18 protein-coding genes are annotated in these 24,891 nt (G+C 63.4%); 8 read left to right on the plus strand and 10 right to left on the minus strand.

Annotation, left to right across the window (positions count from 1 at the left end; translation table 11 throughout):
* Positions 1 to 8: 8 nt before the first annotated feature.
* Positions 9 to 1,172: a protein-glutamate O-methyltransferase family protein gene (locus LZC95_51655; GenBank protein WXA94867.1), complete on the plus strand. Its 1,164-nt coding sequence runs from the start codon at positions 9 to 11 to the stop codon at positions 1,170 to 1,172.
* Here the strand turns inward: LZC95_51655 and LZC95_51660 are convergent, their stop codons facing one another.
* Together LZC95_51660 and LZC95_51665 are read right to left on the minus strand one after the other, a co-directional pair.
* On the minus strand, positions 1,173 to 3,710 hold the full coding sequence (locus tag LZC95_51660) for a protein kinase (protein WXA94868.1): 2,538 nt from the start codon (positions 3,708 to 3,710) through the stop codon (positions 1,173 to 1,175). It lies immediately after the preceding gene.
* Positions 3,711 to 3,872: 162 nt separating this feature from the next.
* The gene (locus LZC95_51665; protein WXA94869.1) at positions 3,873 to 4,325 is read right to left on the minus strand and encodes a hypothetical protein; all 453 of its coding nucleotides are present in this window, start codon (positions 4,323 to 4,325) and stop codon (positions 3,873 to 3,875) included.
* 286 nt (positions 4,326 to 4,611) lie between these two features.
* On the opposite strand from LZC95_51665, the gene LZC95_51670 reads away from it, so the two are divergent.
* Positions 4,612 to 5,430 (plus strand): alpha/beta hydrolase, encoded by an 819-nt coding sequence (locus LZC95_51670; GenBank protein ID WXA94870.1) that lies wholly within the window; start codon positions 4,612 to 4,614, stop codon positions 5,428 to 5,430.
* On the opposite strand, the gene LZC95_51675 is transcribed toward LZC95_51670, so the two are convergent.
* The 3 genes from LZC95_51675 to LZC95_51685 all read right to left on the minus strand — a co-directional run bounded on the left by LZC95_51675 (position 5,421) and on the right by LZC95_51685 (position 9,044).
* Complete coding sequence (locus tag LZC95_51675) at positions 5,421 to 6,434, minus strand: ketoacyl-ACP synthase III (protein ID WXA94871.1); 1,014 nt, start codon at positions 6,432 to 6,434, stop codon at positions 5,421 to 5,423. The genes LZC95_51670 and LZC95_51675 overlap by 10 nt on opposite strands.
* A complete protein-coding gene (locus LZC95_51680) occupies positions 6,431 to 8,401 on the minus strand; it encodes a ThiF family adenylyltransferase (GenBank protein WXA94872.1) in 1,971 nt (656 codons plus the stop codon). Before LZC95_51680 ends, LZC95_51675 begins: the two co-directional genes overlap by 4 nt.
* 277 nt (positions 8,402 to 8,678) lie before the next feature.
* Positions 8,679 to 9,044, minus strand: a complete 366-nt coding sequence (locus tag LZC95_51685) for a hypothetical protein (protein ID WXA94873.1) — start codon at positions 9,042 to 9,044, stop codon at positions 8,679 to 8,681.
* A gap of 165 nt (positions 9,045 to 9,209) precedes the next feature.
* Between LZC95_51685 and LZC95_51690 the strand changes: the two genes are divergently transcribed.
* From LZC95_51690 to LZC95_51700, 3 genes are all read left to right on the plus strand, one after another.
* Positions 9,210 to 10,010: a methyltransferase domain-containing protein gene (locus LZC95_51690; GenBank protein ID WXA94874.1), complete on the plus strand. Its 801-nt coding sequence runs from the start codon at positions 9,210 to 9,212 to the stop codon at positions 10,008 to 10,010.
* Between the two features lie 184 nt (positions 10,011 to 10,194).
* Positions 10,195 to 13,338: a multidrug efflux RND transporter permease subunit gene (locus LZC95_51695; GenBank protein ID WXA94875.1), complete on the plus strand. Its 3,144-nt coding sequence runs from the start codon at positions 10,195 to 10,197 to the stop codon at positions 13,336 to 13,338.
* 71 nt (positions 13,339 to 13,409) lie between these two features.
* Complete coding sequence (locus LZC95_51700; protein ID WXA94876.1) at positions 13,410 to 14,843, plus strand: alpha/beta hydrolase; 1,434 nt, start codon at positions 13,410 to 13,412, stop codon at positions 14,841 to 14,843.
* 25 nt (positions 14,844 to 14,868) lie between these two features.
* Here the strand turns inward: LZC95_51700 and LZC95_51705 are convergent, their stop codons facing one another.
* Both LZC95_51705 and LZC95_51710 read right to left on the minus strand, forming a co-directional pair.
* Positions 14,869 to 15,843, minus strand: coding sequence for a hypothetical protein (locus LZC95_51705; protein WXA94877.1), 975 nt, complete (start codon positions 15,841 to 15,843; stop codon positions 14,869 to 14,871).
* A 10-nt stretch (positions 15,844 to 15,853) separates the two neighbouring features.
* The gene (locus tag LZC95_51710; protein WXA94878.1) at positions 15,854 to 16,411 is read right to left on the minus strand and encodes a hypothetical protein; all 558 of its coding nucleotides are present in this window, start codon (positions 16,409 to 16,411) and stop codon (positions 15,854 to 15,856) included.
* A 289-nt stretch (positions 16,412 to 16,700) separates the two neighbouring features.
* Here LZC95_51710 and LZC95_51715 point away from each other — a divergent pair, with 289 nt between their 5' ends.
* Positions 16,701 to 19,280, plus strand: coding sequence for a protein kinase (locus LZC95_51715; protein WXA94879.1), 2,580 nt, complete (start codon positions 16,701 to 16,703; stop codon positions 19,278 to 19,280).
* Between the two features lie 4 nt (positions 19,281 to 19,284).
* Here LZC95_51715 and LZC95_51720 read toward each other — a convergent pair whose 3' ends face one another.
* On the minus strand, positions 19,285 to 19,695 hold the full coding sequence (locus LZC95_51720) for a MarR family transcriptional regulator (protein ID WXA94880.1): 411 nt from the start codon (positions 19,693 to 19,695) through the stop codon (positions 19,285 to 19,287).
* A 97-nt stretch (positions 19,696 to 19,792) separates the two neighbouring features.
* On the opposite strand from LZC95_51720, the gene LZC95_51725 reads away from it, so the two are divergent.
* Both LZC95_51725 and LZC95_51730 read left to right on the plus strand, forming a co-directional pair.
* Positions 19,793 to 20,878 carry an aldo/keto reductase gene (locus LZC95_51725; protein WXA94881.1) on the plus strand — a complete coding sequence of 362 codons (1,086 nt, stop codon included), beginning with the start codon at positions 19,793 to 19,795 and terminating at the stop codon, positions 20,876 to 20,878.
* 629 nt (positions 20,879 to 21,507) lie between these two features.
* Entirely contained in the window at positions 21,508 to 22,215 is a 708-nt protein-coding gene (locus tag LZC95_51730; GenBank protein ID WXA94882.1) for a M57 family metalloprotease, read from the plus strand.
* A 76-nt stretch (positions 22,216 to 22,291) separates the two neighbouring features.
* On the opposite strand, the gene LZC95_51735 is transcribed toward LZC95_51730, so the two are convergent.
* Positions 22,292 to 23,788 (minus strand): beta-lactamase family protein, encoded by a 1,497-nt coding sequence (locus tag LZC95_51735; GenBank protein WXA94883.1) that lies wholly within the window; start codon positions 23,786 to 23,788, stop codon positions 22,292 to 22,294.
* A gap of 13 nt (positions 23,789 to 23,801) precedes the next feature.
* Complete coding sequence (locus LZC95_51740) at positions 23,802 to 24,890, minus strand: hypothetical protein (protein ID WXA94884.1); 1,089 nt, start codon at positions 24,888 to 24,890, stop codon at positions 23,802 to 23,804.
* Between the last annotated feature and the right edge of the window lies 1 nt (position 24,891).

Here is a 24,891-nt window from a genome sequence, read left to right on the forward strand (position 1 = left end):
CCCGGACCATGCGTGACCTCGATCAGCTCGCTGCACCCATTCGACGCGACACCGGCGCAGGCTTTGCCGAATTCACGGTGACCCGGCGGTTCCCGAAAATCGCCGCTACGGCTGCCGCGGCCCTTGCGGGCCAGCCGGCGGTGCAGCGTGCCATCGAGGCGCTGGTGACCCGCATCATTGCAGGCGATCGCGTGGATACCTCGGTCATGGCACGACCGACTCCGTTTTGGTCGCGCTATCTCGACAAGCTCGACGGCCTCGCGCAGGCGACGTGGGCGGAATTGCCCTTTTTCGATATCGAGTTTCTCTTTTACCACGCGATGAACTCGATGGCCGGGCACTTCCACGAAGGCACCGACGTCTTTCGAACCGTGCGCCACGACGCCCGCGAGGCCGCACTCGCCGCATTGGCGCGCGCCCCATTCGAAATGAAGGAACCCCTGGCGCAGGCCGTGTGGCTGGCCCTTTTGGCCAATGAGGCCGACTATAGCCAGCTCGTGACGGGGCGCGGCGATGCTTCGACGTGGAGCGATCGCCTGGTGGTGGATGCACGCGCGGAGTTGCTCGATGCGATTGCGGCCCCGGCGGACGCCGCAGCCCCCATCCATCTCATTTTGGACAATGCAGGCGCCGAGTTGCTCGCCGACCTCGTGCTCACGGACGCGCTGCTGTCATCGAGCGACGATGCGCGCATCGTTCTCCACGCCAAACCGTGGCCGATGTTCGTTTCCGATGCACTCGTCGAAGACGTGCACGCCTCGATCGATGCACTCCGCGCGCACGCGTCGCAGCACCTTCGTGCCCTCGGTGATCGCCTGGACGGCGGCCGGACGACAGGGCGTCTGCGCGTGGAGAGCCACGTTGCATGGGGCGAGCCCCGCCACTTCGATGCACTGGACGCGGAGCTCGTCGATGCGCTGCAGCGCGCCCGCGTGGTCATCTCCAAGGGCGACTTGAACTACCGCCGGTTTCTCGGCGATCGCGCGTGGCCCGTGGACACCTCGGCATCGGTCGCATCGCGCTCGGTGCCGTTCGTCGCCTTCGCCTTGCGCGTTCTCAAATGCGAAGTCTTGGTCGGCGTGCCCGCCGCCGTCGCAACCCGCGCTGCCGCGTCGAACCCCGCGTGGCAAACCGACGGAACCTACGCCCTCGTTCAGCGAATGGGCCGCTGATCATTTGCAGCCGAGGGCGTCGCTCCGTTTGCGCGCGGCCGTCGCCGTCGTGGAGTGCGGCTTTGCCTGCCCCCACCGCTCGAGCACGATGCCGTATTCGTTGCAGGCGCCTTCTTTGTCGCCCAGGCGCTCTTTGGCCTCGCCCATCCACTGGTGCGTGCGGACGCTGGCAAACGGCTGCTCCAGCACGTGGCAGCTTTGCGCCATGGGTTCGAAGAGCTGCGCTGCTTCCTCGTCGTCCGTGCCCGTCGTCAGCGCGACGCGTCCTTGAAATGCATCGGCGAGCAGCCCCAGCGAGAGCGGCTGTTCGTGCGAGCGCCCCTGGGGCAGCGGAGGCGGGCGCACGCGCCATGCCGCGGAGGCAATCTCGCGCGCATCGGATTGGTCTTGCCAATAGAACGGATTGAGCGCCGCACCCCAGCGAAGGCCCCACGCCTGCTGCGTGCTCAACGTCGTGAGCGCGTTTTTCTCCCAGCTGTCCGTCAGCTCCATCCAGCGCTCGCGCGAAATTTTGCCCTCGCGCACCAGCACGCCGAAAATCACCGGCTCGTAAGGTGTCGTGATGCTGAAGCCCGCCGTCCAGGCCTCCCGGCGCCGTAGGAATTGCTCGGCGACCTCGGCCGCCTCCGCGGTTCTACCGGTCTCGGTCAAAAGCTGCACCTGAATCGATGCCGCGCGCGCATGATCGAGCAAGGTGGCGGCCTCTTCGACGCCCGCCGCCAGCTTCTTCGTGAGCTCCTCCATGGCCACGAAGTTCCCGTAGAACGCCGCGAGCGAGGCGCGATGGTAGATGTACATCGCCTCGTGACCATCGTCGTGGTTGTTGTTGTGCCATTGCTGGAGCGCCGTCTCCACGGCCTCGATGGGCGCACCCTCGGAGGCGAGCGTGTTCGCCAAGTGCCGATAGGCACCGGAGCTCGTGGGCACGTTGCTGATCCACTTCCGCGCCGATGCGACGGCGTCGCTGCATTGCCCGCGCAGGCTCTGGATGCGAATGCGCTCGAGCAGGCATTCGCCCGAGCCCGGCGCCACGGCCATGCATTGATCGATCGCCTGCAGCGCCTCATCGTGCCGCCCGAGCCGCGACAGCGCGCTGGCCATGATTTGCATGGCCTCGCCGTACTTCGGATCCACCACGATGGCCCTTCGCGCGAGCGCCACGCAGCGTTCGAGCTGCGCGGTGTCGAGCGCCAAAAAACCGTGGATCATGGCGCCCAGTGCCAAGATTTGCGCATCGCGCGGGTAGCGCTCCACGGCGGCATCGAACCGGCGCGCGGCCTCTTCGCGGTTGGCCGGCTCGGAGGCCACGAGCGGTGTCCATGCATCGAACAGCGCGCGATCGCGTTCCGATAACGCGTCCCGCATCGAGATGACCCGGCGGAACTGCTCGCGCTCTTTCGTCACCGAGTAGCGGAAATACGCGGTGACGAGCAGCTGCAATTGCGCCTCCGGGCACTCCGGATCGGCCGCGGCGGCCTGCTCGAATTCGGGCCGTGCAATCTCCCATGTGGCCTCGCGCTGCGCCACGAGCCCCCGGCGGTAGTGGACCTCCGCCGTCTTGTTGCACGTGGGCGCCAGGCGCAGCGCCGTGACCGGCATGTCGATCGCCGCCGAGGTGGCCGCCTCGGAGGACGCGCTGTCGCGCTTGCGTGCACACAGCTGCAGCGTGCCCGCCGCCACCACGATGGCCGCGAGCATGGGAAGCCACGTGCGTGGTGAGCGCCACCTTGCCGTTCGCTTCGATTGCGTGGCGCGGAGCATGCCGTGGATCCCGAGCAGCCGTGGATCGGCGAGCGCCGCCACCAGCTCGTCCATGGAAGCGTAGCGCGTCTCGCGGCGCGTGGAGAGAGCGCGCGCGATGACCTGGGCGATCTCGAACGGGACCGTCGCGAGGGGCGGCGCATCCGGCGCGGGAAGCTTGCCGGCGAACAGCTCGTAAGCCACGACGCCCCACGCGAACTGGTCCACCCGCGAATCCACCGGCTCACCGCGGACCTGCTCCGGGGGCATGTACCCGGGCGTTCCCACGTGCGCACCGCCAAAATCGAGCACCTTGACGATGCCGTTGTCGTCGCAGATCAGGATGTTGTCCGGTTTGATGTCGCCATGGACGAGCCCTTTTTCATGCGCTGCGGCAAGGGCCCGTGCGACCTCGATCATCCACGCGAGCTTCGTCTCGACCGCCACCGTGCGCCCCACGAAGTCACGCAAGGGCCGCCCATCGACGTACTCCATGGCGATGAATGGCATTCCCTCACGGATGCCCACATCGTGGATGGCCACCACATTGGGATGCTCCAGCGCGGCCGCCACCTGGGCCTGGGCGACGCTGCCCACGTCGCGGCGGAGGACCTTGAGTGCGACGCGCCGTTGCAGGCGCAAATCCAGCGCGCGAAAGAGCTCTCCGGTGCGGCCCGAGGCGATGCGCTCCTCCAGCGCGTAGCGCATTCCGAAGATGACACCGGGACGCAAGGCGATCTCGAGGCGCTCTCCAGCGACCGCCGTGATATCCGTTTCGCTCGAACCGTCGCCCTTCATCCTCGCCTGGTCAAGGATACATCATGGGCGCGCAATCGGCGCCGCGCGTAGGCGCATCATGCTCCTGCAGTGGGAACAGGCCGCGCTCGCTCGAATCGTGTGAGAAGAATATTCGAATGACGCGTCACACGCCGGTGTGCGTCTTACAACGCTGGCCCGCCCTCAAAGCTCCATGGCCATGAAGAGCGAGCGTCCCAAGGCCATGGCGCCTCCGACCTGCGCGAGCTCCTCGAGCGTGGCGCGGAGCTGATGGAGCATCGAGGGATCTTTCCACTCCTTGCGCTCGGACGACGCAACGTTCGCCAGATGCGCCTCACGCCACCGCACGGCAAGGTCCTCGAGGTCCTTGCCGTCCAAAGCTCGGACGATCGCGCCGTCGCGTTCCGATGCGGGCACCACCCACGGCCCCTCGTCCTCTCCGGCGCCTTCGTCCTCCGTGGGGGCCTCGTCCTGCGTGGCGCACCCGAGCAGCGTCGCCAGCGTGTCCAGCGCCGCATCGTCCGGGAGCTCGCACGCGGGATACATGTCGAGAAGCTCATGGATTCCGCCCTCTTGCACGATGGAGAGGAGCTCGGACGCAGGGCCGTCGGCGGCGAAAAGGATGGAGTCGGTCATGCTCCAAGGTTACTCGGGGCACGATTCGACGAAAGGGGCAGGCTCGTCGCACCATGAGCTTACGAACGAACCCGTCACGTGCCCTACCGGGAAAACCACGTCGAACGAGCCCTACGACGCCCGTTGCCACATCGTTCGAATTGGAAGGGGTGCACATCGAATGCCACATAGCGAAGCGTGTATTCGGCGCGCCGGTGCACCCGTGACATCGATGAAGAGGTCCAGGACAAGGGGACTGGCCGGCGAAGGCAAAGGCGCCTCGCCGGAGAGGGCTATTCTTCGGGGCATGTTCGACTTCCACGGCATGGCCATCACGTACAGTCACGCTGGGGCGGGCGAGCCCATTCTCTTTTTGCACAACATCGGCGGGGAGCGATCCATCTGGAGCGCGCAATACGAAGCGCTGCAGGCCACGAATCGCGTGTACGCGTTGGATTTGTTCGGTTATGGCGGCTCCGCGATTCCGGACGACGGATATACCATCGAGCGGTATTTGGAATTGGTCTCCGAGTTCATCGACGTTCACTCTTTGCGTAATGTCACCCTGGTGGGGCATTGTTTCGGTAGCGCGCTGTCGCTGCTCTATGCTCGCCGTCACCCGCAGAACGTGCGTGCGCTCGTTTTGAGCAGTCCTCTTACGGCCGCCACCTTGCGTCCCACCCCCACGGGGTGGATGGCCGCCGCAGCCAAACACGTGCCGTTCGATTCCCTTTTTGGCAAAACACGTTTGCCGGCGCCGGTGGCCGCATGGATCGTGCGCGAGCAGCTCGGTCCGCGCGGGCGAAATATGGCACCGGCGACCTTCGCGCCCTTGCGGCACCGCTGGGCGGAACCGCGACGGCTGCTGCCCGCCGCCGCGGTCGCGCGCGATCTACCTCGCCTCGCCGAACTCGATGACTTCCGCCCGCCCGCGTCCTTTCCACCCATTACGACGATTTGGGGCATGAAGAACCGCATCCTTTCGCCCGCCGCCGGCGAGCGCTTGAATGCCACCCTTCGCCCCATTCGAGCCGTCACCCTGCCGGATTGCGGTCACCTGCTCATGATGGAGGAGCCCGACACCGTCACCGCGACGCTCCGCACCGCGCTGGATCCTCACGCGTGACGCATGCACAGAGTGCCCCATTGGAAGCCGGCGCCAATGGCCGATAAAATGTAGGTATCGCCCGGTTTCAAGTGGCCTCGTGTGAAGGACTGGTGCAACGCCGTGAACATGCCCGCGGCACCGGTGTTGCCCAGTTTGTCGAGCGTGATCGGCGCGCGATCCATGGGGACCCCGAGCTGCGTCATGGTCTCCGTGAGGATGTTCAAGTTGGCTTGGTGCAGGAAGAAATGGTCAATCTCCTGCACGGGCAACCCGGCTCGCTGTGCGGCGGTGGCGATGCTCGAGGGCAGGTTGGCGGTCGCCGTGTTCCAAACGGCGCGGCCATCCATGCGCAGGTAGTGACGCCGTTCGGCGATGGTCTCTGCGCTGGAAGGGATCCGGGAGCCTCCCGCCTGAATCTCCACGTCGTAGGACAACTGCGAGCCGAAGTCCCAGGACAGCAATCCCGCGCCGCGCTCGCTGGAGGCGGCGTGGGTGACCACGGTCGCCGCGGCGGCATCGCCGAAGAAGATCCGCGTGACCCGATCGCGGGGATCGGTCACCCGGGACGCGCAGTCGGCGGCAATGACCAATACCGTGTCGATCGCGGGGCTCTGCAGCAAATGGGCAGCGATCAACATGGCCTGCACACCCCCCGCGCACGCCGCTTGCGTCACATCGAGGGGAAGCGCGCGGTGTGCGCCGAGGGCATCTTTGATGATGAGCGCCGTCGAGGGCAGCGGCTGATCGTAGGTGTACGTGGACACCACGATGGCATCCACGTCGTCTGCCGTCAGCCTCGCGGCTTCGAGCGCCGAGCGCGCGGCGGCCACGCCCATGTCGGAGGTGGCCAACTCCGGATCGAGCCAACGTCGTTCCCGAATCCCCGTGCGCTGCACGATCCACTCGTCCGACGTATCCAGCGTTTCCGCGAGCATCGCATTGGGCACGACGGTGTCCGGCAAATGCACACCCGTGCCGGCGACCGTGATGGCGACCGGTAAACCATATTGTCGCGCGGTCATGTCATGGACTCGCTTTTCCGTGCGGCGACCGTATCGCGTTCGGGCGTGATCAGCTCGTTGAAATCCACGTAGTAGCGCCCGGAGGCGCAGGGCTGGCCCAGCAAAATGCGCCGTGCCGCATCGGCGGTCAGTGCACCGCCGAGGGCCACGCCAGATGCCAATTGCGGCCAGCTGCTCAAGGTCCGACCGAGCTGACCGAACGACGCCGCCAGCTCGGGGCTGATTCGTTTGGCATCGACCATTTTCAGAATGAGGGCGACCTTCCCCTCCTGATCGAGATTCGCAAGGTCACGCGACGAGATGCCCCCGATGAAGCCATGGAGCAACGGGCGGGCGGGTTCGAGATCGAAGCGCTCGATGTCGAGCATGCCTCGGTCATTGCAGTCCATGACCACGGGGATGCGCAGATCGCGGGCGTATTCCCGGGCGGCAATTTTCACGTACGGTGTGTCGCATTCCTCGACGAGCAAGTCGATGGGGCCACTGCCGCCGCAGAAGAAGTCCGTCATGTTGGCCTCGGTGAGGCCCTGGGGATGAATCTCGATATCGATGTAGGGGTCGATTTCGAACATCTGCCGCGCGCAAATGACCGCTTTGTTCACGCCCAGCTGATGCACCCCCGCCCTCAACCGATTGAGGTTCGACAGGCTGAAATCGTCGAAGTCGGCAAGCTTGTACGCGCCGCCGATGCCTTCCAGGACGAAGGTGAGCGCCGAGCTGTTTCCCACGGACAGCCCGACGATGCCGATGCGAAATCCGAGGAGCTGCCGCTGCTGCGGGCGCTCGATCTTTCCGCGGTTGCGATCGGTGCGCACCAGTCGAAATTCGTCGGGCGGAAGCAGATGCACCAGGCGCCCGGACCACGGATACCACACCCATGTTCCGTAATCCGTTTCGTCGACACCGGCGAGTTGCTCGACCTTTTTCCGCTGCAATGCCTGGGCATCGAAATGGCCGCCGGGTTCGCGGCTTCGAATCAATTCGGTGAGCTGGGCATCGATGGTGTCGTGAATTTCGCGGACCTGGCCGGACTCCCGTAGCGCATTCAAGGCGCGCCGTTCGTCTTGATTCGAGGTCGCAAAGAGAACGGGCTGCCAGCAGGCCTGGTCGGGTGGCGGGGTCCGCCTCGAAGGGCGCCGCATTTGCGTGCGGCCGGCGGCGGCGAGCGCGGGAAATTCCTCGCGCAAACGCGCCACGAGGTCCGTGTATTGACCGGCGCCGTCGGCGGTGCGGTAGAACATGAGCACCACGTCCTCCGTGTAGTGCTCGACGTAGCGGCGTGTACCGGGCACGCTTCGGAAGGCGAAACGCTCGTGGAAGTGGTCTTGCCCGTCCTTGGTTCCCGATGTCCCAATCATGGCTTTGGCCCCGAGAGACTGCGCGGCGGCAATGGCCAGGGCATTCAGGTAGACGCCCAACCCCAATTTGCGCGCCCGGTGTTCGACCACCAGGCGACTATGTTCGAAGGTCTCCTCGAGGGTGAATCCCTCGGACCGTACCAATTCCTCATAACGCTCGCTACCGAGGAAAGCTCGGGACTGGAATAAGTCCCCGGTGGCCGGCGTCGACAAGCGAATATATCCGAGTGGCGGGCCGCTCGCTTCCCGCCGGGCAATGAAGTGCCATGCGCCAAAATCGAGATCTTGGTCGTCGATATGCGTCCCATCGTGGTGCTGAAAGGCGGGCCGCCGGCCGCGATCGAAAAGAACCTTGGCGCGAAGGCTCCGAATTTCCGCCACTTGCTCGGTATTTGCCGCTGGATCGCGCGGCACTAGGAATGCCGTGACATGCCACTGCGCATCGGCGGCCGCCGCACTGCCCTCCCGCGGCCCGTCGCTTCGCGGTTCGGGTGCTTCTCCAACATCGTCGTCTTTCCGCTGCGATGGATAAGCGATCACCGGGATAATGGCCGATTCGGTCGTGTTCTCGCGAATACCCGTTCGCTCGGGTTCATTTGAACGATTCATGACTTGCGCCTCGCGGGGGTGGAACTCACCGCTTTCGCAAATAGCATTCATCACAAATTGGCATTTTGGTCGAGTGCCTTCAATGCGATTTGTGAAGTCGGATTGAACGGCCCGACGGGCGCACGGCTCACGACCGGCCGATTCTCGCCGCGCAACACGGGGCATATGCCGTTACGTAATCTCGTTGTGGTCGTTGTCATTTCAACAGGACAGCACGACCGATTTTCAAAAAAGCTTAATCGAAGTTCAAGTAGCGCCGCTCCCCCCCGGAGCTCGGTCAGAGTTCCCAGCGTTGATCCTCGGTGAGTTCGTTGGCGAGGCCCTTGAGCAACGCCTGCGTGTAAAAGACGATGGGTGCAGAGGCGTCCGCTTTGAGCAAGGAGCGAATCGCCTCGAGCGAGCCCCGCTCGGTCCCTCGGGTAAAGGTTCCCTTGTCGATGTCGAATTCGCCGCCGAGCACCCCCGCGTTCGGAAGCTGGTGACGCTGCCGGAGGACGGCCAGCATGGCGACCGTGAGCCGCGCCTCGCCGGCGATGCCGCCCTGTCCATCCTTGGCGACGACCGCCGCGACGATGTCGCTGAAGTCGTCGTCTTCCTTGCCGTGAATCGTGTATTGGCCCTTGGTCTCTTGACGTTCGCGCATGGCGCGAAGTTTACCCCGGTCGGGATGGCCTGTACACCACCGCCCTGGATGGAACGGCGTAGTGTGCAAAACCATTGAAACCGTCGCAAGGCGCAATAGCCACTTGCGCCGGATACCAAGTTCTATTTCGTTTTCAATTGGAACTCATTCGATTAGTCAGAAGTCATGGCCATGGTCGAGACGACGGGGCGATACACGTTCGATAACGATATTCCCGCTGCGGCGGAGCAGCTCGATCACCTGGCGGAGCTTTTGGACCCGCACAGTCAACGCGTATTGGCGACCACCGGCGTGGGGCCCGGCTGGCGATGCTTCGACATCGGCTCCGGGGCTGGAACCATCGCCACATGGCTCGCCACCCGCGTTGGCGCGAACGGACGCGTCGTCGCTGGCGATCTCAAGCCACACCATATCCCAGCATACGACTGCATCGAGGTGCGTCGCTTCGATGTCCGCACCGACGAGGTGCCGGCGCGCGCCTTCGACTTGATTCACGCGCGACTGGTACTCATGCACCTTCCGGAGCGCGAACACGTCCTATCGCGTCTGGTGAAGGCCCTCGCCCCCGGTGGGTACCTGGTCATTTCCGACTTTCATTGGTCCACCGCCGCCGATCTGGTTCTGCACTCGCCCGATCCGAGCGATGCGGAGCTCTTCGACCTTTTCAATCGCACGCTGGCCGAAATCGCCATCCGCAACGGCGCCGACTTGACCTGGGCACGCCGCATCCACACGGTCATGCGCGCCGCGGGACTCGAGGAAGTGTACACCGCGATTGACACCCAGACGTGGGTAGGCTCCGAACCCGGTTGCTTGCTCGATCGCGTCAACTCCTTCCAGCTCGAGGGCGACCTCTATCGGGCTGGCATGCGCCGCGATCAGCTCGAACGGGTGCGTGCACTCCTGCTGAATCCTGACTTTGCACGGCTCTCACCGCTCCTGTTCACCAGCGTGGGTCGAAAATAGAAGCCTTGCGAGCGTAGCGTACGCAACCGTTGAGGCGCGCTGGCACGTCGTTCGCCCGCGCTTTCGCCATCCCGGCGCGGGGGTGCTAAACGACGGCGCCGATGGGGCGCCGCCGATCGAGGGACATTTTTCTCTCCGCCGCGAAATTTGAGGCCGGCCCGCGGCGAAGTACGGACGGTTTCGGATGAATATCTCGGCCCCGTTCATCCAGCGTCCCGTTGCCACTTCGCTCATGGCGGCGGCGGTGCTCCTGGCGGGAATCGTCGCGTTCCTCTTTCTGCCGGTCGCGTCGCTTCCGCGCATCGACTATCCGAACATCAACGTATGGGCCAACTTGCCCGGCGCGAGTCCGGAGACGATGGCATCGGCGGTGGCCACGCCGCTCGAGCGGCGTTTTGCGCGCATTGCCGGCGTTACGGAGATCACCTCGTCGAGTAGCCTCGGCAGCACGTCGATTACGCTGCAGTTCGAGTTGGGGCGCAATGTCGATCGTGCCGCACGCGATGTGCAGGCGGCGATCAACGCTGCGGCAGGAGAACTGCCGGCTAACATGCCGTGGCGGCCGGGCTATTGGAAGGTCAATCCATCGGATCCCGCCATCCTCGTTCTCTCGGTCAAAAGCGAGACGCTGCCGCTTCGGCAGGTCGCCGATGCCGCCGATGCCGTCCTGGCGCACAAGATCTCGCAGGTGCCCGGTGTTGGACAGGTCTTCACCGGAGGCGATGTGCAGCCCGCCGTGCGCGTGCAGGTCGATCCGGCCGCGCTCGCGGGAATGGGCCTCGGCATGGTGGACGTTCGCCAGGCCCTCGCGCAAGCCACGGTCGATCAACCCAAGGGATCGCTCAGCGGCGATCAGCAAGTGCACGCGCTGTCGGCCAACGATCAACTCTTCGGCGCCAAGCAATTCGAATCGTTGGTCCTCGCGCATCGAAACGGGGCGACGGTGTATCTCAAAGATGTCGCGCGCGTGCTCGACGACGTGGAGGATAGTCGGGTCGCGGGGTGGGCGAATGGCAAACCGGCGGTGCTCATCTTCGTGCGGCGGCAGCCGGGAGCGAACATCATCGACGTCATCGCGCGGGTGCGGGCCATGTTGCCGCGCCTCACCGATTCGCTTTCGCCCGCCATCGAGGTCAGCGTCGTGGCGGACCGAAGTCAGACCATTCGCGCATCGGTGCATGACGTCGAGCAAACGTGGCTCTTGAGCGTGGGACTCGTGGTGCTGGTGGTCTTCGCATTCCTGCGCAATTGGCGCATGACCGCGATCCCCACGGTGGCCGTGCCGCTGTCCATCGTGGCGACGTTCGGGGTGATGTACCTGCTCAATTACAGCCTGGACAACCTGTCGCTGATGGCGCTCACCATCTCCACCGGGTTCGTCGTCGACGATGCCATCGTGGTGACCGAGAACGTGACGCGCTACATCGAGCTCGGCGACTCGCCGATGCAAGCTGCGCTCAAAGGCGCGCGCCAAGTGGGCTTCACCGTCGTGTCCATCACCGTGTCGCTGATCGCGGTCTTCATCCCGATTTTGCTCATGGGCGGCATCATCGGCCGCCTATTCCGCGAATTTGCCGTGACCTTGAGCATCGCCGTCGCGGTTTCCGCGCTGGTGTCGCTGACCTTGACCCCCATGATGTGCTCGCGTCTTTTGCGGCCGCATGGCGAGGAAAAACACGGGGCGCTTTACCAGGCCTCCGAGCAATTCTTCGAGCGGATGCTCGGCGGCTACGCGCGCGGCCTGCGTTGGGTGCTGGGGCACCACCGGTTGACGCTGTTCATCACCGTCGCGACCCTCGGCTTGACCGTTGCACTCTACATCTTCGTGCCGAAGGGATTCTTCCCGCAGCAGGACACGGGTTTCATTTCCGGATTCATCGAAGCTGCACAAGATACTTCGTTTGCCGTGATGGAGCAGCGGCAGGCGGAGGTCGATGCCATTCTGCGGGCCGATCCCGACGTCGCCCAGAGCGTGTCGTTCGTCGGCGGCGGCGGTCCTGTCAATACGGGGTCGGCGTACGTGGCCCTCAAGCCGCTCGGCGAGCGGCAAGCATCGGCCGAAGAGGTCATTGCGAGGCTGCGGCCCAAGTTCGAGCGAATTCCTGGTATTGCGGTGTATCTGCAACCGAATCAGGACGTTCGCGTCGGCGGGCGATGGTCGCGGACGCAATATCAATACACGCTGCAGGACACGAACGTCGCGGAGCTGCGCGAATGGACGCCGAAGGTGGTGGACGCTTTGAAGAAGCTCCCCCAAGTGCGCGACGTGGCCAGCGATCAGCAGACCGCGGGCCTCGAGATGGCCTTTTCCATCGATCGCGATACGGCGGCGCGCCTGGGCGTTTCTCCCAAGGACATCGACGAGGCCCTTTATGACGCTTACGGACAGCGTCAGGTCGCCACCACCTACACGCAGGTGAATCAGTACCGCGTCGTGTTGGAGATCAAGCCGGAGTTTTTGAAGAATACCGATGGCCTTCAATCGATTTATGTGCGCGCGGCCGATGGTAGCCAAGTTCCCCTGGCGAGTTTGGTCACCCAGCAGGTGCGGCCCACGTCACTGGCGATTCCGCACCAGGGCCAATTCCCCTCGACGACCGTCTCGTTCGCGCTGGCGCCCGACGTCTCGTTGGGGCAAGCCGTCGATGCCATTCACCGTGCCGAGCTCGAAATTGGCTTGCCCCCGAGCGTTCATGCCGATTTTCAAGGAACGGCGCAAGCATACGAATCGTCGCTGTCGAGCCAGCCCTATTTGATCATCGCCGCGATCTTCATCGTGTACATCGTTCTGGGGGTGCTCTACGAGAGCCTCGTTCACCCGATCACGATTCTGTCTACCCTGCCGTCCGCCGGCCTGGGCGCATTGCTGGCCCTCATGGCGTGCAAAACCGAGTTGAGTGTGATTTCAATCATCGGAATCATCCTTCTCGTGGGCATCGTGAAGAAGAATGCCATCTTGATGATAGACTTCGCCATCGAGGTGGAGCGCGACGAGAATCTTTCCGCGCGCGACGCCATCTACAAGGCGAGCGTGCTTCGCTTTCGGCCCATCATGATGACCACCATGGCGGCCTTGCTGGGGGCTTTGCCGCTCGCCTTGGGCCATGGCATGGGATCCGAGCTGCGGCGGCCATTGGGCATTGCCATCGTCGGCGGACTGGCCATCTCCCAAATGCTGACCTTGTTCACCGTGCCCGTGATTTACCTGTACATGGACCGCTTCTCCCGCCGAAAGTCGCACCCCGTGAAGGCCGACGCCGAGCGCGAACCCATCTCTTTGGCGCTTCCGTCGCCCGCGGTTGCCGACATGCAACTCGAGGGGGATTAGGTACGGAATTTCCGCATCGCAAGATTCTCCAAGAGCGTGGGGCGTCCTTCCGGCCAGGATGGGACGCCGTCATGACCTTGCGAAGTAAAATTTCGGTTCTCTTCTTCGTGGCCGCCTTGGTGGACTGCGATTCCACGTCGACTCGGCCCGTTCGTGCACCTGCCCCTGGCCTCGACTCGCCCCAATTGATCGAGCCGCATCCGTGTGCCGGGCAACCCGGTTTCACCTGTTCCATGTTGAACGTTCCGCTCGATTACCGCCATCCAGCTCGGGAAACACTGAAGTTGCAGGTGGCAACGGCGAATAACGCCGATGCGCCCAAGGGCGTCTTGCTCTTTCTCACGGGCGGTCCCGGGCAGCCCGGCGTACCGTCGGTGACAAGATTGACGGAACGGATGCCGGCGGCGGCCAAAGACTACCGATTCGTCATGATCGACCAGCGCGGTACGGGCGAATTCGGCGCGATCCATTGCCCGGCGTTGCAGGCCCAGATCGGAAGTGGCTCGGACATCGCCGTCCCCACGCCCGACGCCATCGTGGAATGTGCGACGTTGCTCGGCGAGCGCGCTCCCTTGTACAGCAGCGACGATACGGTCGCCGATCTCGACCGGCTTCGGCGAGCACTCGGGGTGGAGAAGATGGTCGTCGATGGCGTTTCCTATGGCAGCATCACCGCGGCGCGCTACGCGATGGCACATCCGCGAAATGTCCGTAAGCTCGTGTTGGACTCCGTCGTTCCTTATCACAGTACCGCGGCATATTCGCTTTACCTCGCGGCATTGCGTGCGAGCGGGCGCATCCTCCGCGAAGTCTGCGCCGTTGCACCGGCTTGCGAATTCGACCCGGCCGAAGACCTCGCGAGCGTGGTCCGAAGCCGTGATACGGCCGCGGGGGTTCGGCTTTTCGATACCCTGGTCACGTACGGATTCGTGGATCCGACGTACCGAAACGCCAATCCCCCGAACTTCCCTCGAGGGCAAGGTGACATCGTCGGCGCGCTGCATTCCGCGCGCCATGGCGATTCCACCCACCTGGATCGGCTCATTGCCATTCTCGAACCTCGTGGAGGCCCGGCCGTGCAATTCAGCATGGGCCTCCACGCCGCCACCACTTGTGCAGATCTCCGCTTTCCCTGGGGCGATGCCGCGACCCCGCTCGATGCGCGCCGGCCGTGGCTCGACGTCGCCGAGAGGCGTCTCCGGGATACCGATACTTGGCCGTTCACTGCGACGGTGGCCGTCAACCAAGGATTCGTGAAAACCTGTGAACGGTGGCCGGTCGAGCGCCCTGCATCGAACCCGGAGGGTCTCTTGCCCGATGTCCCCGTTCTGCTGCTGAACGGCGACCGCGATATGTCCACCCCCACGGAATGGGCGCAATATGTGACAACGCGAGCGCCCCAGGGCAACCTCGTCATCGTCAAAGACGAGTCGCACTCGATTCAAAACCGCGAACGCGGCCGCGCCGGCCGAGACGCCGTGCTCGATTTCTTGTCACGGCCCTGAGCGGTGCATCGTCACGTCGTCCGGTTCAAGGATCGTGCTGAACCCGCGTATCGTCGAGGGCGGCGGGTCGCAGGACCTTGAGTGCGGCGCGCAAAAGCTCCGCGTCGCCACCGATGGTGCCGATTTTGATGTGCCGGTCGCCGTCCTGGGCATTGTAGTCGGTTCCATCGGCCGAATATCCCAACAGCGCTTCGGGCAGCGCGGCTACCGTCGTAACCATTTGGACATTGCGATCGTCATTACCCCAAATGAGATAATACGTAGGCTGCGTCAGGTTCTGTGTGCGAAAGGAATACGCGTGCTGGAATGGGAGCCCGGCCACCGTCTCCGGAACCTGCTCGAGCCCTTGGCGTGCCTCGATGGCAGGGACGTCGAGCATCTCCTGGAACCCGGTCCATTCGACTTCCGGCGCGGCGGGGCTCGCCGCCTCCGTGGTCACCGAAAAGGCGCCGAAGGACAGATTGACGACCTCGCCCTCCATGACGTAGTCCGCGCGAATGGGAAGCGACGTTTGAGCATCCACGGTGTACTCGGCGCCGGCTGTACCCACCCACCGGAGCGCCGCGCGCCCGTCGCTCAACTGCACATGTTCCGCTTGGGACAAGCTCGCGGGATTGTGCAAGTAGCGCAATTCGTCCGAGGTCGCTGCTTGGAAGCAGGACTCGGCGTCCTGCCGATCGGATACCTCCTTGTAGTTGAAAGGCCCTTTGCCTTCTACTCCGGACGGAAGCATCTGACGCACCGTCAAGCGATTTCCGTCGCAGCGTTCGTCGTAGAGCAGCGCTCCCTCTTCCCAATACCGCCGCACCACCTCGGTGCCGCGCACCCAATATTCGATTCGCGCTTCGTGTCCGTCTTCGGTCACCGGCGCCGAATAGTGCGTCCACGTGGCCGAGGTGACCGGGGCCTCGCTCGTATTTTGCGGAGAGCTCGATTCGACGCCGCACGCGAACATCGTGGCAAGCGCCGCACACACAGTGAGAGACAAGATTCGTTTCATGGCACCCTCCTCAATCGACGATCCACACTTTGCCATCGCTGGCCTGACGACCCACGCCGCACGCTTGATTGATGGACAGGGTATTGCCCCAATAGTAGTAATGGCCTTTCCGGCAGCCGATGCTTATCCATGCCCGCTGGTTGTCCCGCCCGGGATTGAAGCGCGCGCCGTCTTGGACGACCGTGCCCAACGGGCCGCACCCTTGGTCTTCATGCGCGGGAACGAATTTGAACTGCTGGCTGTAAATGCGAACGTGAAATCGACGCTTGTTCGTGCGCTTGGTGCAATGCCGGCGATAGGCATTTCCGCACGACAAGTAGTTGTACGTCTGGCCGCTCCCGCAGCTGTCACCGCCGCCATTGAGTTGGCCGCCGCACATATCCGTGGCTTTGTGAGCGGCACTGACGGTGCCGGCGGACCAGCGATCGTCCCAATAAAAGTTGATGGGGTCTTTGTAGCCTTTGCCGCAACTACTGCGCGTGTAATGATCGGCATGCGCCGGTGTGGCGAATGCCATCGTAGCCATGGCGGCAATGGTGCCCATGATGGGCCAATTGCGATGGAACATGGTAGGCCTCCAAGTGGACGACGTCCCGGCTCGGGCTCAGGGTCCGACGGGCGTGCGCCCTATTGGTGGCTCTGCAATCGCAGAGCCAGGTCGCCTCCAACGATTGCCCCACCATTCACCGAGTCGTGCACCGCCCTCGGTGCGTGCGTGACCGAACGCGCGATCCAGCATGCTCTCGCCGAGCAGTCCACGATGCGACATCCCAGCATGCAGCGCCGTAAAAATGGCGCCAGCCTTGGCCTTGCTTGACACGCGAAGAATTGCCACCGCACGATGACGCGGCCGGGGCATGCCTGCATCATCTTTGCCATCTTTGCATCAAACGTCCGAGGTCGAGTCCTCTCGCATCGGGGCCATCGTTCAACGGAAATACACCATAGAACGACTGCTCGGCTGGGGTGGAATGGCGGCCGTGTACGCGGCCAAGCATCGCAATGGGCATCGTGTTGCCATCAAGTTCCTGCACGGGCGTTTCGACGACGATGCAACGGCTCGCCGGCACTTTGCGCGCGAGGCCTATCTCGCCAACCAGGTTGGGCACCCCGGCGCCGTTCCGGTGATGGACGACGACGTGGACGAACACGGGTGCGCATTTCTGGTCATGCCACTGCTCGAAGGTGAAACGCTCGGTGCACGGTGCCGCCGTGCCAATGGGCGCTTGACCCTCGCGGAAGTGGGAAAGGTCATGTGGGAGGTGCTCGATGTCCTTGCGAGCGCGCATGCAAAGGGCATCGTGCACCGCGATATCAAACCGGAGAATATCTTCATCACGGTAAACGGCGAGATTCGCGTTCTCGATTTCGGAATTGCACGCCACATCGAAGGGGATGGGACGGCCTCGATGACCGGCCCGATGATCGGCACGCCGGCGTTCATGCCGCCCGAGCAAGCCGTGGGAAACAGCGATGTCATCGGGCCGCCGAGCGATTGCTGGGCGGTGGGAGCCACCATCTTTACGCTCCTTTCCGGTGAGCACGTTCACGCGGCCTCGAATGTGGGGGCCCAGCTCGTGGCCGCGGCGACACAGCCCGCACGCTCACTGGGCGACGTGTCGAGCGAGCTTCCGGCGTCCGTCGTAGCATTCGTCGACAAGGCGCTCGCCTTCGATCCGCAGGCGCGCTGGCCGGCGGCGTCGGAAATGCGCGCGGCGATGGGGGAGGCCTTCGAGGCAGCTTTGGGCATGCCGGTGGACAACGTCGCCATCGAGCCGTCACCTCCGGTTGCACCGGCGGCTCCCGTGAAAGAGGCAACGAAGCCCAGGAAGCGTCGCGCGTGGGTGACCGGCCTTGCCGTGGCGGCTTTGGTCATCGGCGGCATGTTCGCCAAGGCGCGCCTGGCACCATCGTCGCAGCCTGCCGTTGCGGAACCCGCGTCGAAGAATCCCGAGGCACTCGTTCACCTCGAGGCCGGGCTCCAGAGTTGGCGGGACGCGTCGTTTGCGGCCGCAGTTCAACGATTCGAACAGGCAATCGCGCTCGACCCGGGTTTGGCACCCGCGCGTCTCTATCTGGCGATCCTACGGCGGGGAGTCGACGAACGGACACGGGCGGCGGATCATCAGGCCGCCTCGATGCATCGGGACCGGTTGACTCCCCGTGATCTTGCCCTGCTCCCAGCCTTTGCGCCCGCAGAAGACATGGTGACCAGACTGGAGAAGCGCAAGAAGCTTCTTCTCGAAGCACGAGAAAAATTCCCGACGGATTGGCTCGTTCTTTCGGAGCTGGCCAGGATTCATTCGGAGAGCAACGAATTCGCGAAGAGCATCGAAGTCATGGACGGTCTACTGGCGCGTGAACCAACGCTGGCCGTCGCGTGGGCCACGAAGGGCTTCGCTCTTGCGTTCACCGGTGATGTCGCGAAAACGCGCGACGCGTGGAACGAATGCGTGCGAATTTCGCCGTACGCCGACAGATGCCTCGAAGCGCTCCTGATGCTCGAACAGAATGAAGGTTCATGCGTCGAATCCGAAAGGCATGCTCGCCTACTCCTCGGATTTCCGGCTACCAAGAGCTGGTGGCTGCCGCGTCTTGCGGGCGCGATCGTTGCTCGCGGAGGAACGATGCCGAGTGCGTTCGAGGTGCTGGATCGCGCGGAAAGCGTCCACACTCGAAGCAAATTGGCATTTTACGTATTGGTGGGTGACTTCGATACCGCCCAGCGCGAGCTCGATGCGAGCGAATTGTCGCTCGCGAAGGACGCATTCGAGGGCTGGCACGAGGAGTATGGCCAACTTCAATTTCATGTGGCCATGGAGCTTGGTGATCGCGCCCGTGCGGCTCGACTTGCGTCGGCCTATCTGTCGAAGCGCGAGGCATGGCTCGCATCCGTGCAATCGCAAGGCGATATTCTGGGGCTGCGCACGCAGTACATGGCCGGCGGGCTCCCGCGTGAAGATTTCGAGCAGGGGCGGCGGCTCTGGCTTTCGGGCGGGTCGCAGAACATCGAACTCATTTTTGGCCGAAACTTCGTGTGGGTCGTCTCGTATGCACTCGCCGTGAGCTCGCGCGAAGATGCGGAGGACGCTCTTCGTGCCCTGCCGGACTACTTGCCCATCTCGGCGCCTTTCGTACGCGACGTTCAGTCCGATCAGGCGTTGGGGCGCACGTACCTCATTGCAGGGGATGCGGAAAAGGCGATTTCCTACCTGCGACGTGGCGCTTCCTCCTGCAACCTATTCGCATTTCCCTTCGAGCACACGTGGGCTCATCTTCAACTCGGTGTCGCGCTCGAGCAAATTGGCGATGTGGCGGGCGCATGTGCCGCCTACGCCGTTGTTCTATCGCGTTGGGGCAAGGAGCCGAGAAGTGTCTCGGCCCGTACGGCGCGAACGCGTCTCACGGCACTGCGCTGCTCCGCGCCGTCGCGTTGAGTGGTCACCCGCTCAGCTTTTGCAGCAAGGATTTCAACTCGCCTTGTTGCACCACCGTCAGGCGCGACAACCGTGCACTGAACGCCGTGGAGAGGAGTGCGAGGCCACGGGTCATCGCTTGCCGGCCCGCAGGTGTGATGGTGAGACGATGACGGCGTAGATCGCCTGGATCGATCTCGCGACGCAGAAAGCCCGCCGCCTCGAGCTTCTTCACGTACACGGTGACCGTCGGCTTCGGCATGCAGAGCACGGTCGCGAGCTCCGCCGGGTGCGGAAACTCGTCCACCTCTGCCAAGAGGAAAAGCTCCTTCACTTCGAGGCCGAGCTCGGCAATATCCGCTGCGACGCTCGTGATCACGGACTGCACGAGCCGATAGTTGAGGGACCAGATTTTCGTCGCGTCGATTTTGGACATGGGAGGGCTTGTCCGTCAGGTGGTTTAAAACTAAACCTTCTTGTAGATAAACTAGATGCGTGTTGAACGAAATTAGCACGCCTGGAAAGGTTCTCCCATGTCCCTCGACCACTATGTGACCTTGGGCCGCTCCGGCCTTCGCGTGAGCCCGTTCTGCCTCGGTGCCATGACGTTCGGTGAAGATCTCGGCTGGGGATCGAGCGTCGAAGAATCGACGAGGATTCTGGATCGCTACATCGAGCTCGGAGGCAACTTCGTCGACACGGCGAACTTCTATACGAAAGGCCACTCCGAGAAGATCCTCGGGGACCACGTCGGGCGGCATCCCGCGAGGCGCGACCGCCTGGTCCTCGCGACGAAGTTCAGCGGAAACCTGTACCCGGGCGATCCGAACGGTGGCGGTTCGGGGCGGAAGTCCATCATGTCCGCGTGCGAGAATTCGCTGCGGCGATTGCAAACTGACTACATCGATCTGTACTGGCTGCACAACTGGGACGTTCATACGCCGATCGAAGAGACGATGGCGGCGCTCGATGATCTCGTCCGCGCCGGAAAGGTCCGTTACATCGGTGTTTCGGATACGCCAGCGTGGAAGGTCGCAGAGGCCAACATCGCCGCGCGTTTCCGTGGCTGGTCGGCATTCATTGGCCTGCAGATCGAGTACTCGCTGCTCGAGCGTACGGTCGAGCAGGAGCTCGTGCCCATGGCCCTGGAGCTCGGGCTTGGAATTACGCCGTGGTCGCCGCTCAAGAGCGGTCTATTGAGCGGCAAATTCACGCGAAGGAATGGCAGCGGGTCGAAATCCGATCGCGGGTGGATCCTCCAGGATTCGTTCAACGAAACGACGTGGGCCATCGTCGACGAGCTCGAGATCATCGCGAAATCGCATGAGAGCACGGTGGCACGCGTTGCGCTGGCGTGGGTGCAGGCTCAACCGGGGGTTACCTCCACGATCATCGGTGCGCGGCGGCTCGCGCAACTCGAGGACAACGTGCAAGCGCTGGACTTGAAATTACGGGCTGAGGAACTCTCGCACCTCGACGCGCTCACCAAGCCGAAACTCGGATTTCCACAGAACATGCTGTCGTGGTTCCCCGAAATCCACAACGGCGGCACCAGCGTGAATGGCATCTATGCGCCAGCATCACCTTTTGGCCTGCAAAAGGGAGAGACGCCGTACTGACGTCGCCCCTTACCGCGCTGTAAGGTTGCTCGAATCGCCGCAAGCGCGCATCTCCGGGCAAAAATCCGGGCGAACATGATGACGAGCCCAAGCGCGGATCGCTCCGACTGCGAAGAGAGCAAAAATGCCACACTTCGATTTGGAACAGCCGTGGTGCCATCTCGTGTCGCGATTGCATGTGCAGGCATTCGTCGAGAGCGGATTTCGTCGGCACCAAGTGCGATAAATGCGTACTCTAAAATCGCGATTCATTCATTTCTGCGATTGAGCATTCGGTGATCGGATGATACACACGGGTGTTCCAGTGCTTCGTGACTCACGTGCCCGACCGTAGAGCGGTTGTGGGCGTCGCGTGGGGCGGGGTAGCCGTTTGGCTTCTCGCTGGATGCAGCACCCAAGCGCCCTCCTCGTGGATCGATTGCGATTTCGATCTCGCGCTGGGGAGGCTTCCACCCATCCGCACCCTCACGAAAGAGGCAATCATGCGCACCAACGCACTGTCCCTATCCATCGCTCGCTCGGCCGCTCTTCTTTTTGGCGTATCGCTGCTCGCGAGTTTTTCCGCAGGCTGCGCGGCTGATTCGGAATCGAAACCTTCCGATTCGGAGGTTACCGGTACCACGGCTGCTATGTCCTTCGACGCCTGGGAAAAAACGGTGCATCGTGAGGTGGACACCGGATACTGGATCGTCAACGGCGATCAGGTCATTACGCAGCGCGCTGACCTACGCGTTTTCTACGAGAACTACGTTCAAAACGGCGCGCTGATCGTCCACCATCCGGGGGGCGCGGATGCCAAGTGGGACGATTCGCAGAAGCTCAACATCACCTACTGTGTGAGCAAATCATCCTTCGGAAGCCGCTACGACTCGGTGGTCAGTGCCATGAGCAGCGCGACGGGCACGTGGCAGGGCGCGGCGAACGTCAAATTCGTGCACGAGAGCGATCAAGACGGCAGCTGCACGGCCAGCAACAGCAACGTCGTTTTCGACGTTCGCCAGACGTCGGATACGTCGTATTTGGCGAGGGCCTTTTTCCCGGACGACAGCCGGGCCAACCGTAACGTGCTGATCAGCACCAGCGCATTCGGAGATACCGGCGTATACACGTTGGCCGGTATTCTGCGGCATGAATTGGGGCATACCCTCGGTTTCCGCCATGAGCACACCCGCCCCGAATCGGGTACCTGCTTCGAGGACAACGATTGGCGTGAACTCACGTCGTACGACTCGGCCTCGGTCATGCACTACCCGCAGTGCAATGGCTCGAACACCGGCGATCTCAATCTGACGAGCAAAGACCGCCAAGGTGCGGCCGACCTTTACGGCTCCCCGTAGTACATCGACGGATCGAACCGCCAAGGCGCCAAGAGAGCCTCCCTCACAGGTCCTTGGCGCTCGTGGCGGTTCGTCGTTACTCCTTGTTGATCAAGAATTGCTGCACCCTGCCATCCGTGCTTCGGAACATGGTGGCTTCCAGCTTGACGCTGTTGAACGTGAAGCGCACCGTCGCCACCTCCATGGCGCCGCGCTCGTAGGTTTCCGTGACGGCCACCGCGGTGGGCGTGCCGAGCGGGCGCAGTCGGACGCTGGCCGCTTGAAGCTTGGCGTCGGTGAGGAACGCGTTGAAGTCCGCCCCAAAGCGGCTCCGATCGAGCTTGCCGGATTGGATCTGAGCAAACATATCCTTGGCGACGTCCTGGGCGGATGGCCCGGCAATGGTCAACTCGGGCGGGCGGTGCGCCTTGTCGAGGCGCGCGACGATTTCATTGACGATGCCGACGGTCTGCTTGTCGTCGCGATTGGATATCGCCACCACGGCGGATCGTGTGCGCGGCACCAGGACGCTGTACGACACGAAACCCGAGTAGCTGCCGCGGTGCCGTAGAATCGTCTCGCCGCGGTTGTTGACGATGACTCCGATGCCGCAGCCATACGTCGTGGGCCGCCCATCGACAAGGCGCCGCGCGGTCGTGAAAATCTTGTAGGCGTCGGGGCCGAGTACCTTCCCGCTCATGAGCGCGATATCCCATTTGGCGATATCGCCTGCGGGGGCATAAATGCCACCCTGACCGAAGCTCCAACCGCGCGCCTCGGGCATGGCCGGTTCCGGAGGGCTGAGCGCGAAAGACGTGTACCCATGGGCAAGCCCCGGGCTTTCCGGCGTGGGCAAATACGACGAATGGGCCATTCCAAGCGGGCGAAAGATGCGCTCGTTCAACACCACATCGAGGGCGCGGCCGGTGACCTTCTCGATGACGCGGCCCAGGATGGCGAAGCCCGTGTTGCTGTACGACCACTGCGTTCGCGGCTCGAAATCGAGCGGCCGCTTGGCATAGCGCGCAATGGCGTCGTCCGGGGCAACGGGCTGCTTCATCTCTTGATCGACGAAATCCATCGGATAACTGTCGTGGTATCCGGATACGTGCGTCATGAGATCGTACAGCGTGATGTCGTTGGCGCGTGTCAGGTCGGGGAAATATTTGGCGACCTTGTCCTCGATCGAGAGCTTCTTCTCGTCGGCCAAGATGAGAACGAGTGCAGCGATGAATTGCTTGCTGAGCGAGGCAATGGCAAAGGGAGTTTCCGCCTTGACGGGGACATCCGGCGCGAGCTGGCTATGGCCGTAGCCTTTGTCGAGAATGACGGCGCCGTCCCTCACGACCGCGATGGACAAACCGACGAATCCCTGCGCAACCACCTGCTCCGCGATGTACGTGTCCACGGCGGCCACGTCGAACGGCTGCGCAGGCAGCGGGGCGCTGGTTTGCGCGACCGTCGACCTCGTGCTTTGCGAGGCGGAATCTGGATCGGTTTTCGGTGTGTGGCAGGCCGCGGCATGGGATGCCAAGAGGACGAGCAGGAGGCGGAGCTTCATCGACGCCGGAGCATACGGCAGGAGGCGGGCCACGCCCGAGAGATCCTTACGGCTTCTTGCGTCGGACGATATGGGTGTCGACCCCGTCCCCCGCGGCGAAGTAGACGTCGCTATCGTCGACGGCGAGGTGGGATACGCGGGCGTTTCCCTGCCAGAACGGCTTCGCATCGGCCGGGCAGGGGGCATTTTCGGCGCAGTGCCGCACCACACCGACGCCGCCTTCAGTGGCTGCCCAAAAGATGCCATCCCGTACGGCGAGCGAGGTGAATCCCGCGGATGCATCGGTCACGAAGGTCGCCTGGGAGTTTGCGCCGCGTTGCGTGTAGATGCGCGCCCCCGAGGGCGTGACGACCGCCCAATACAGGGAACCGTTGTCGAACCAGAGAAACGAGGGCGTCGTCGGATGGGCACCCGCGAAGGGGTCGGGGCCATTGACGTGGATCGCGTGCGAAGGCACCGTAACGATGTCGCTCGGGGCCTTGCGTGACCAATACAAGGTCGTATCGGACACGAATATGCTCGGAATGGATCCAGGGGGAGGGAAGGAGGGCGCTAGCGTCCCCCAGCGGCCGACGTCATTGTCCGGTACGTAGATCTCGATGTTGCCCGCGGGCATTCCTATGTAGACGCGACCGGTGTCGGCGGCGAAGGCGAGCGCACCCGCATGGTCGAGCGAAGCCCAGGGCTCCGAGGGTGGCGTGCCCCCACCCTTTGGTATCCGCCATAGGCCCCCGGACTCGTTTCGAGCTCGGTCGACGCTCCATAGTGCATAATCCTTGGAGAGCACCAACGCCCTTGGCTCGACGCTCAAGGTGGCCATCGTGCTTGGGGGACCGCCGCCCTTCGAGCATTTCTCCAGCGTGAAGGCGCCTCCGCCCCGTTTCACGCTCAGCCAGAACACGTCGGTGGCGTCGATGGCCATATCGATGATGCTCGCGTTCGACGCCGAACAGATCGTTCCTCCGAGGCCGTCCGACGTCACCGTCCCCACGTCGGATGATAATCCCACGTCGGACGATGTTCCCGCGTCGGACGACGCCTCGTTCAGATGACCATCTGGAATATCGCCCAAGATCGTTCCGCACGCGGCGGCACCCACCCCGAGCACCGCCAAGGCGGTACGCTGCCTTTTCATG

The sequence above is a fragment of the Sorangiineae bacterium MSr12523 genome, from assembly GCA_037157775.1.
In the GTDB taxonomy this organism is placed as follows: domain Bacteria; phylum Myxococcota_A; class Polyangia; order Polyangiales; family Polyangiaceae; genus Pendulispora; species Pendulispora brunnea.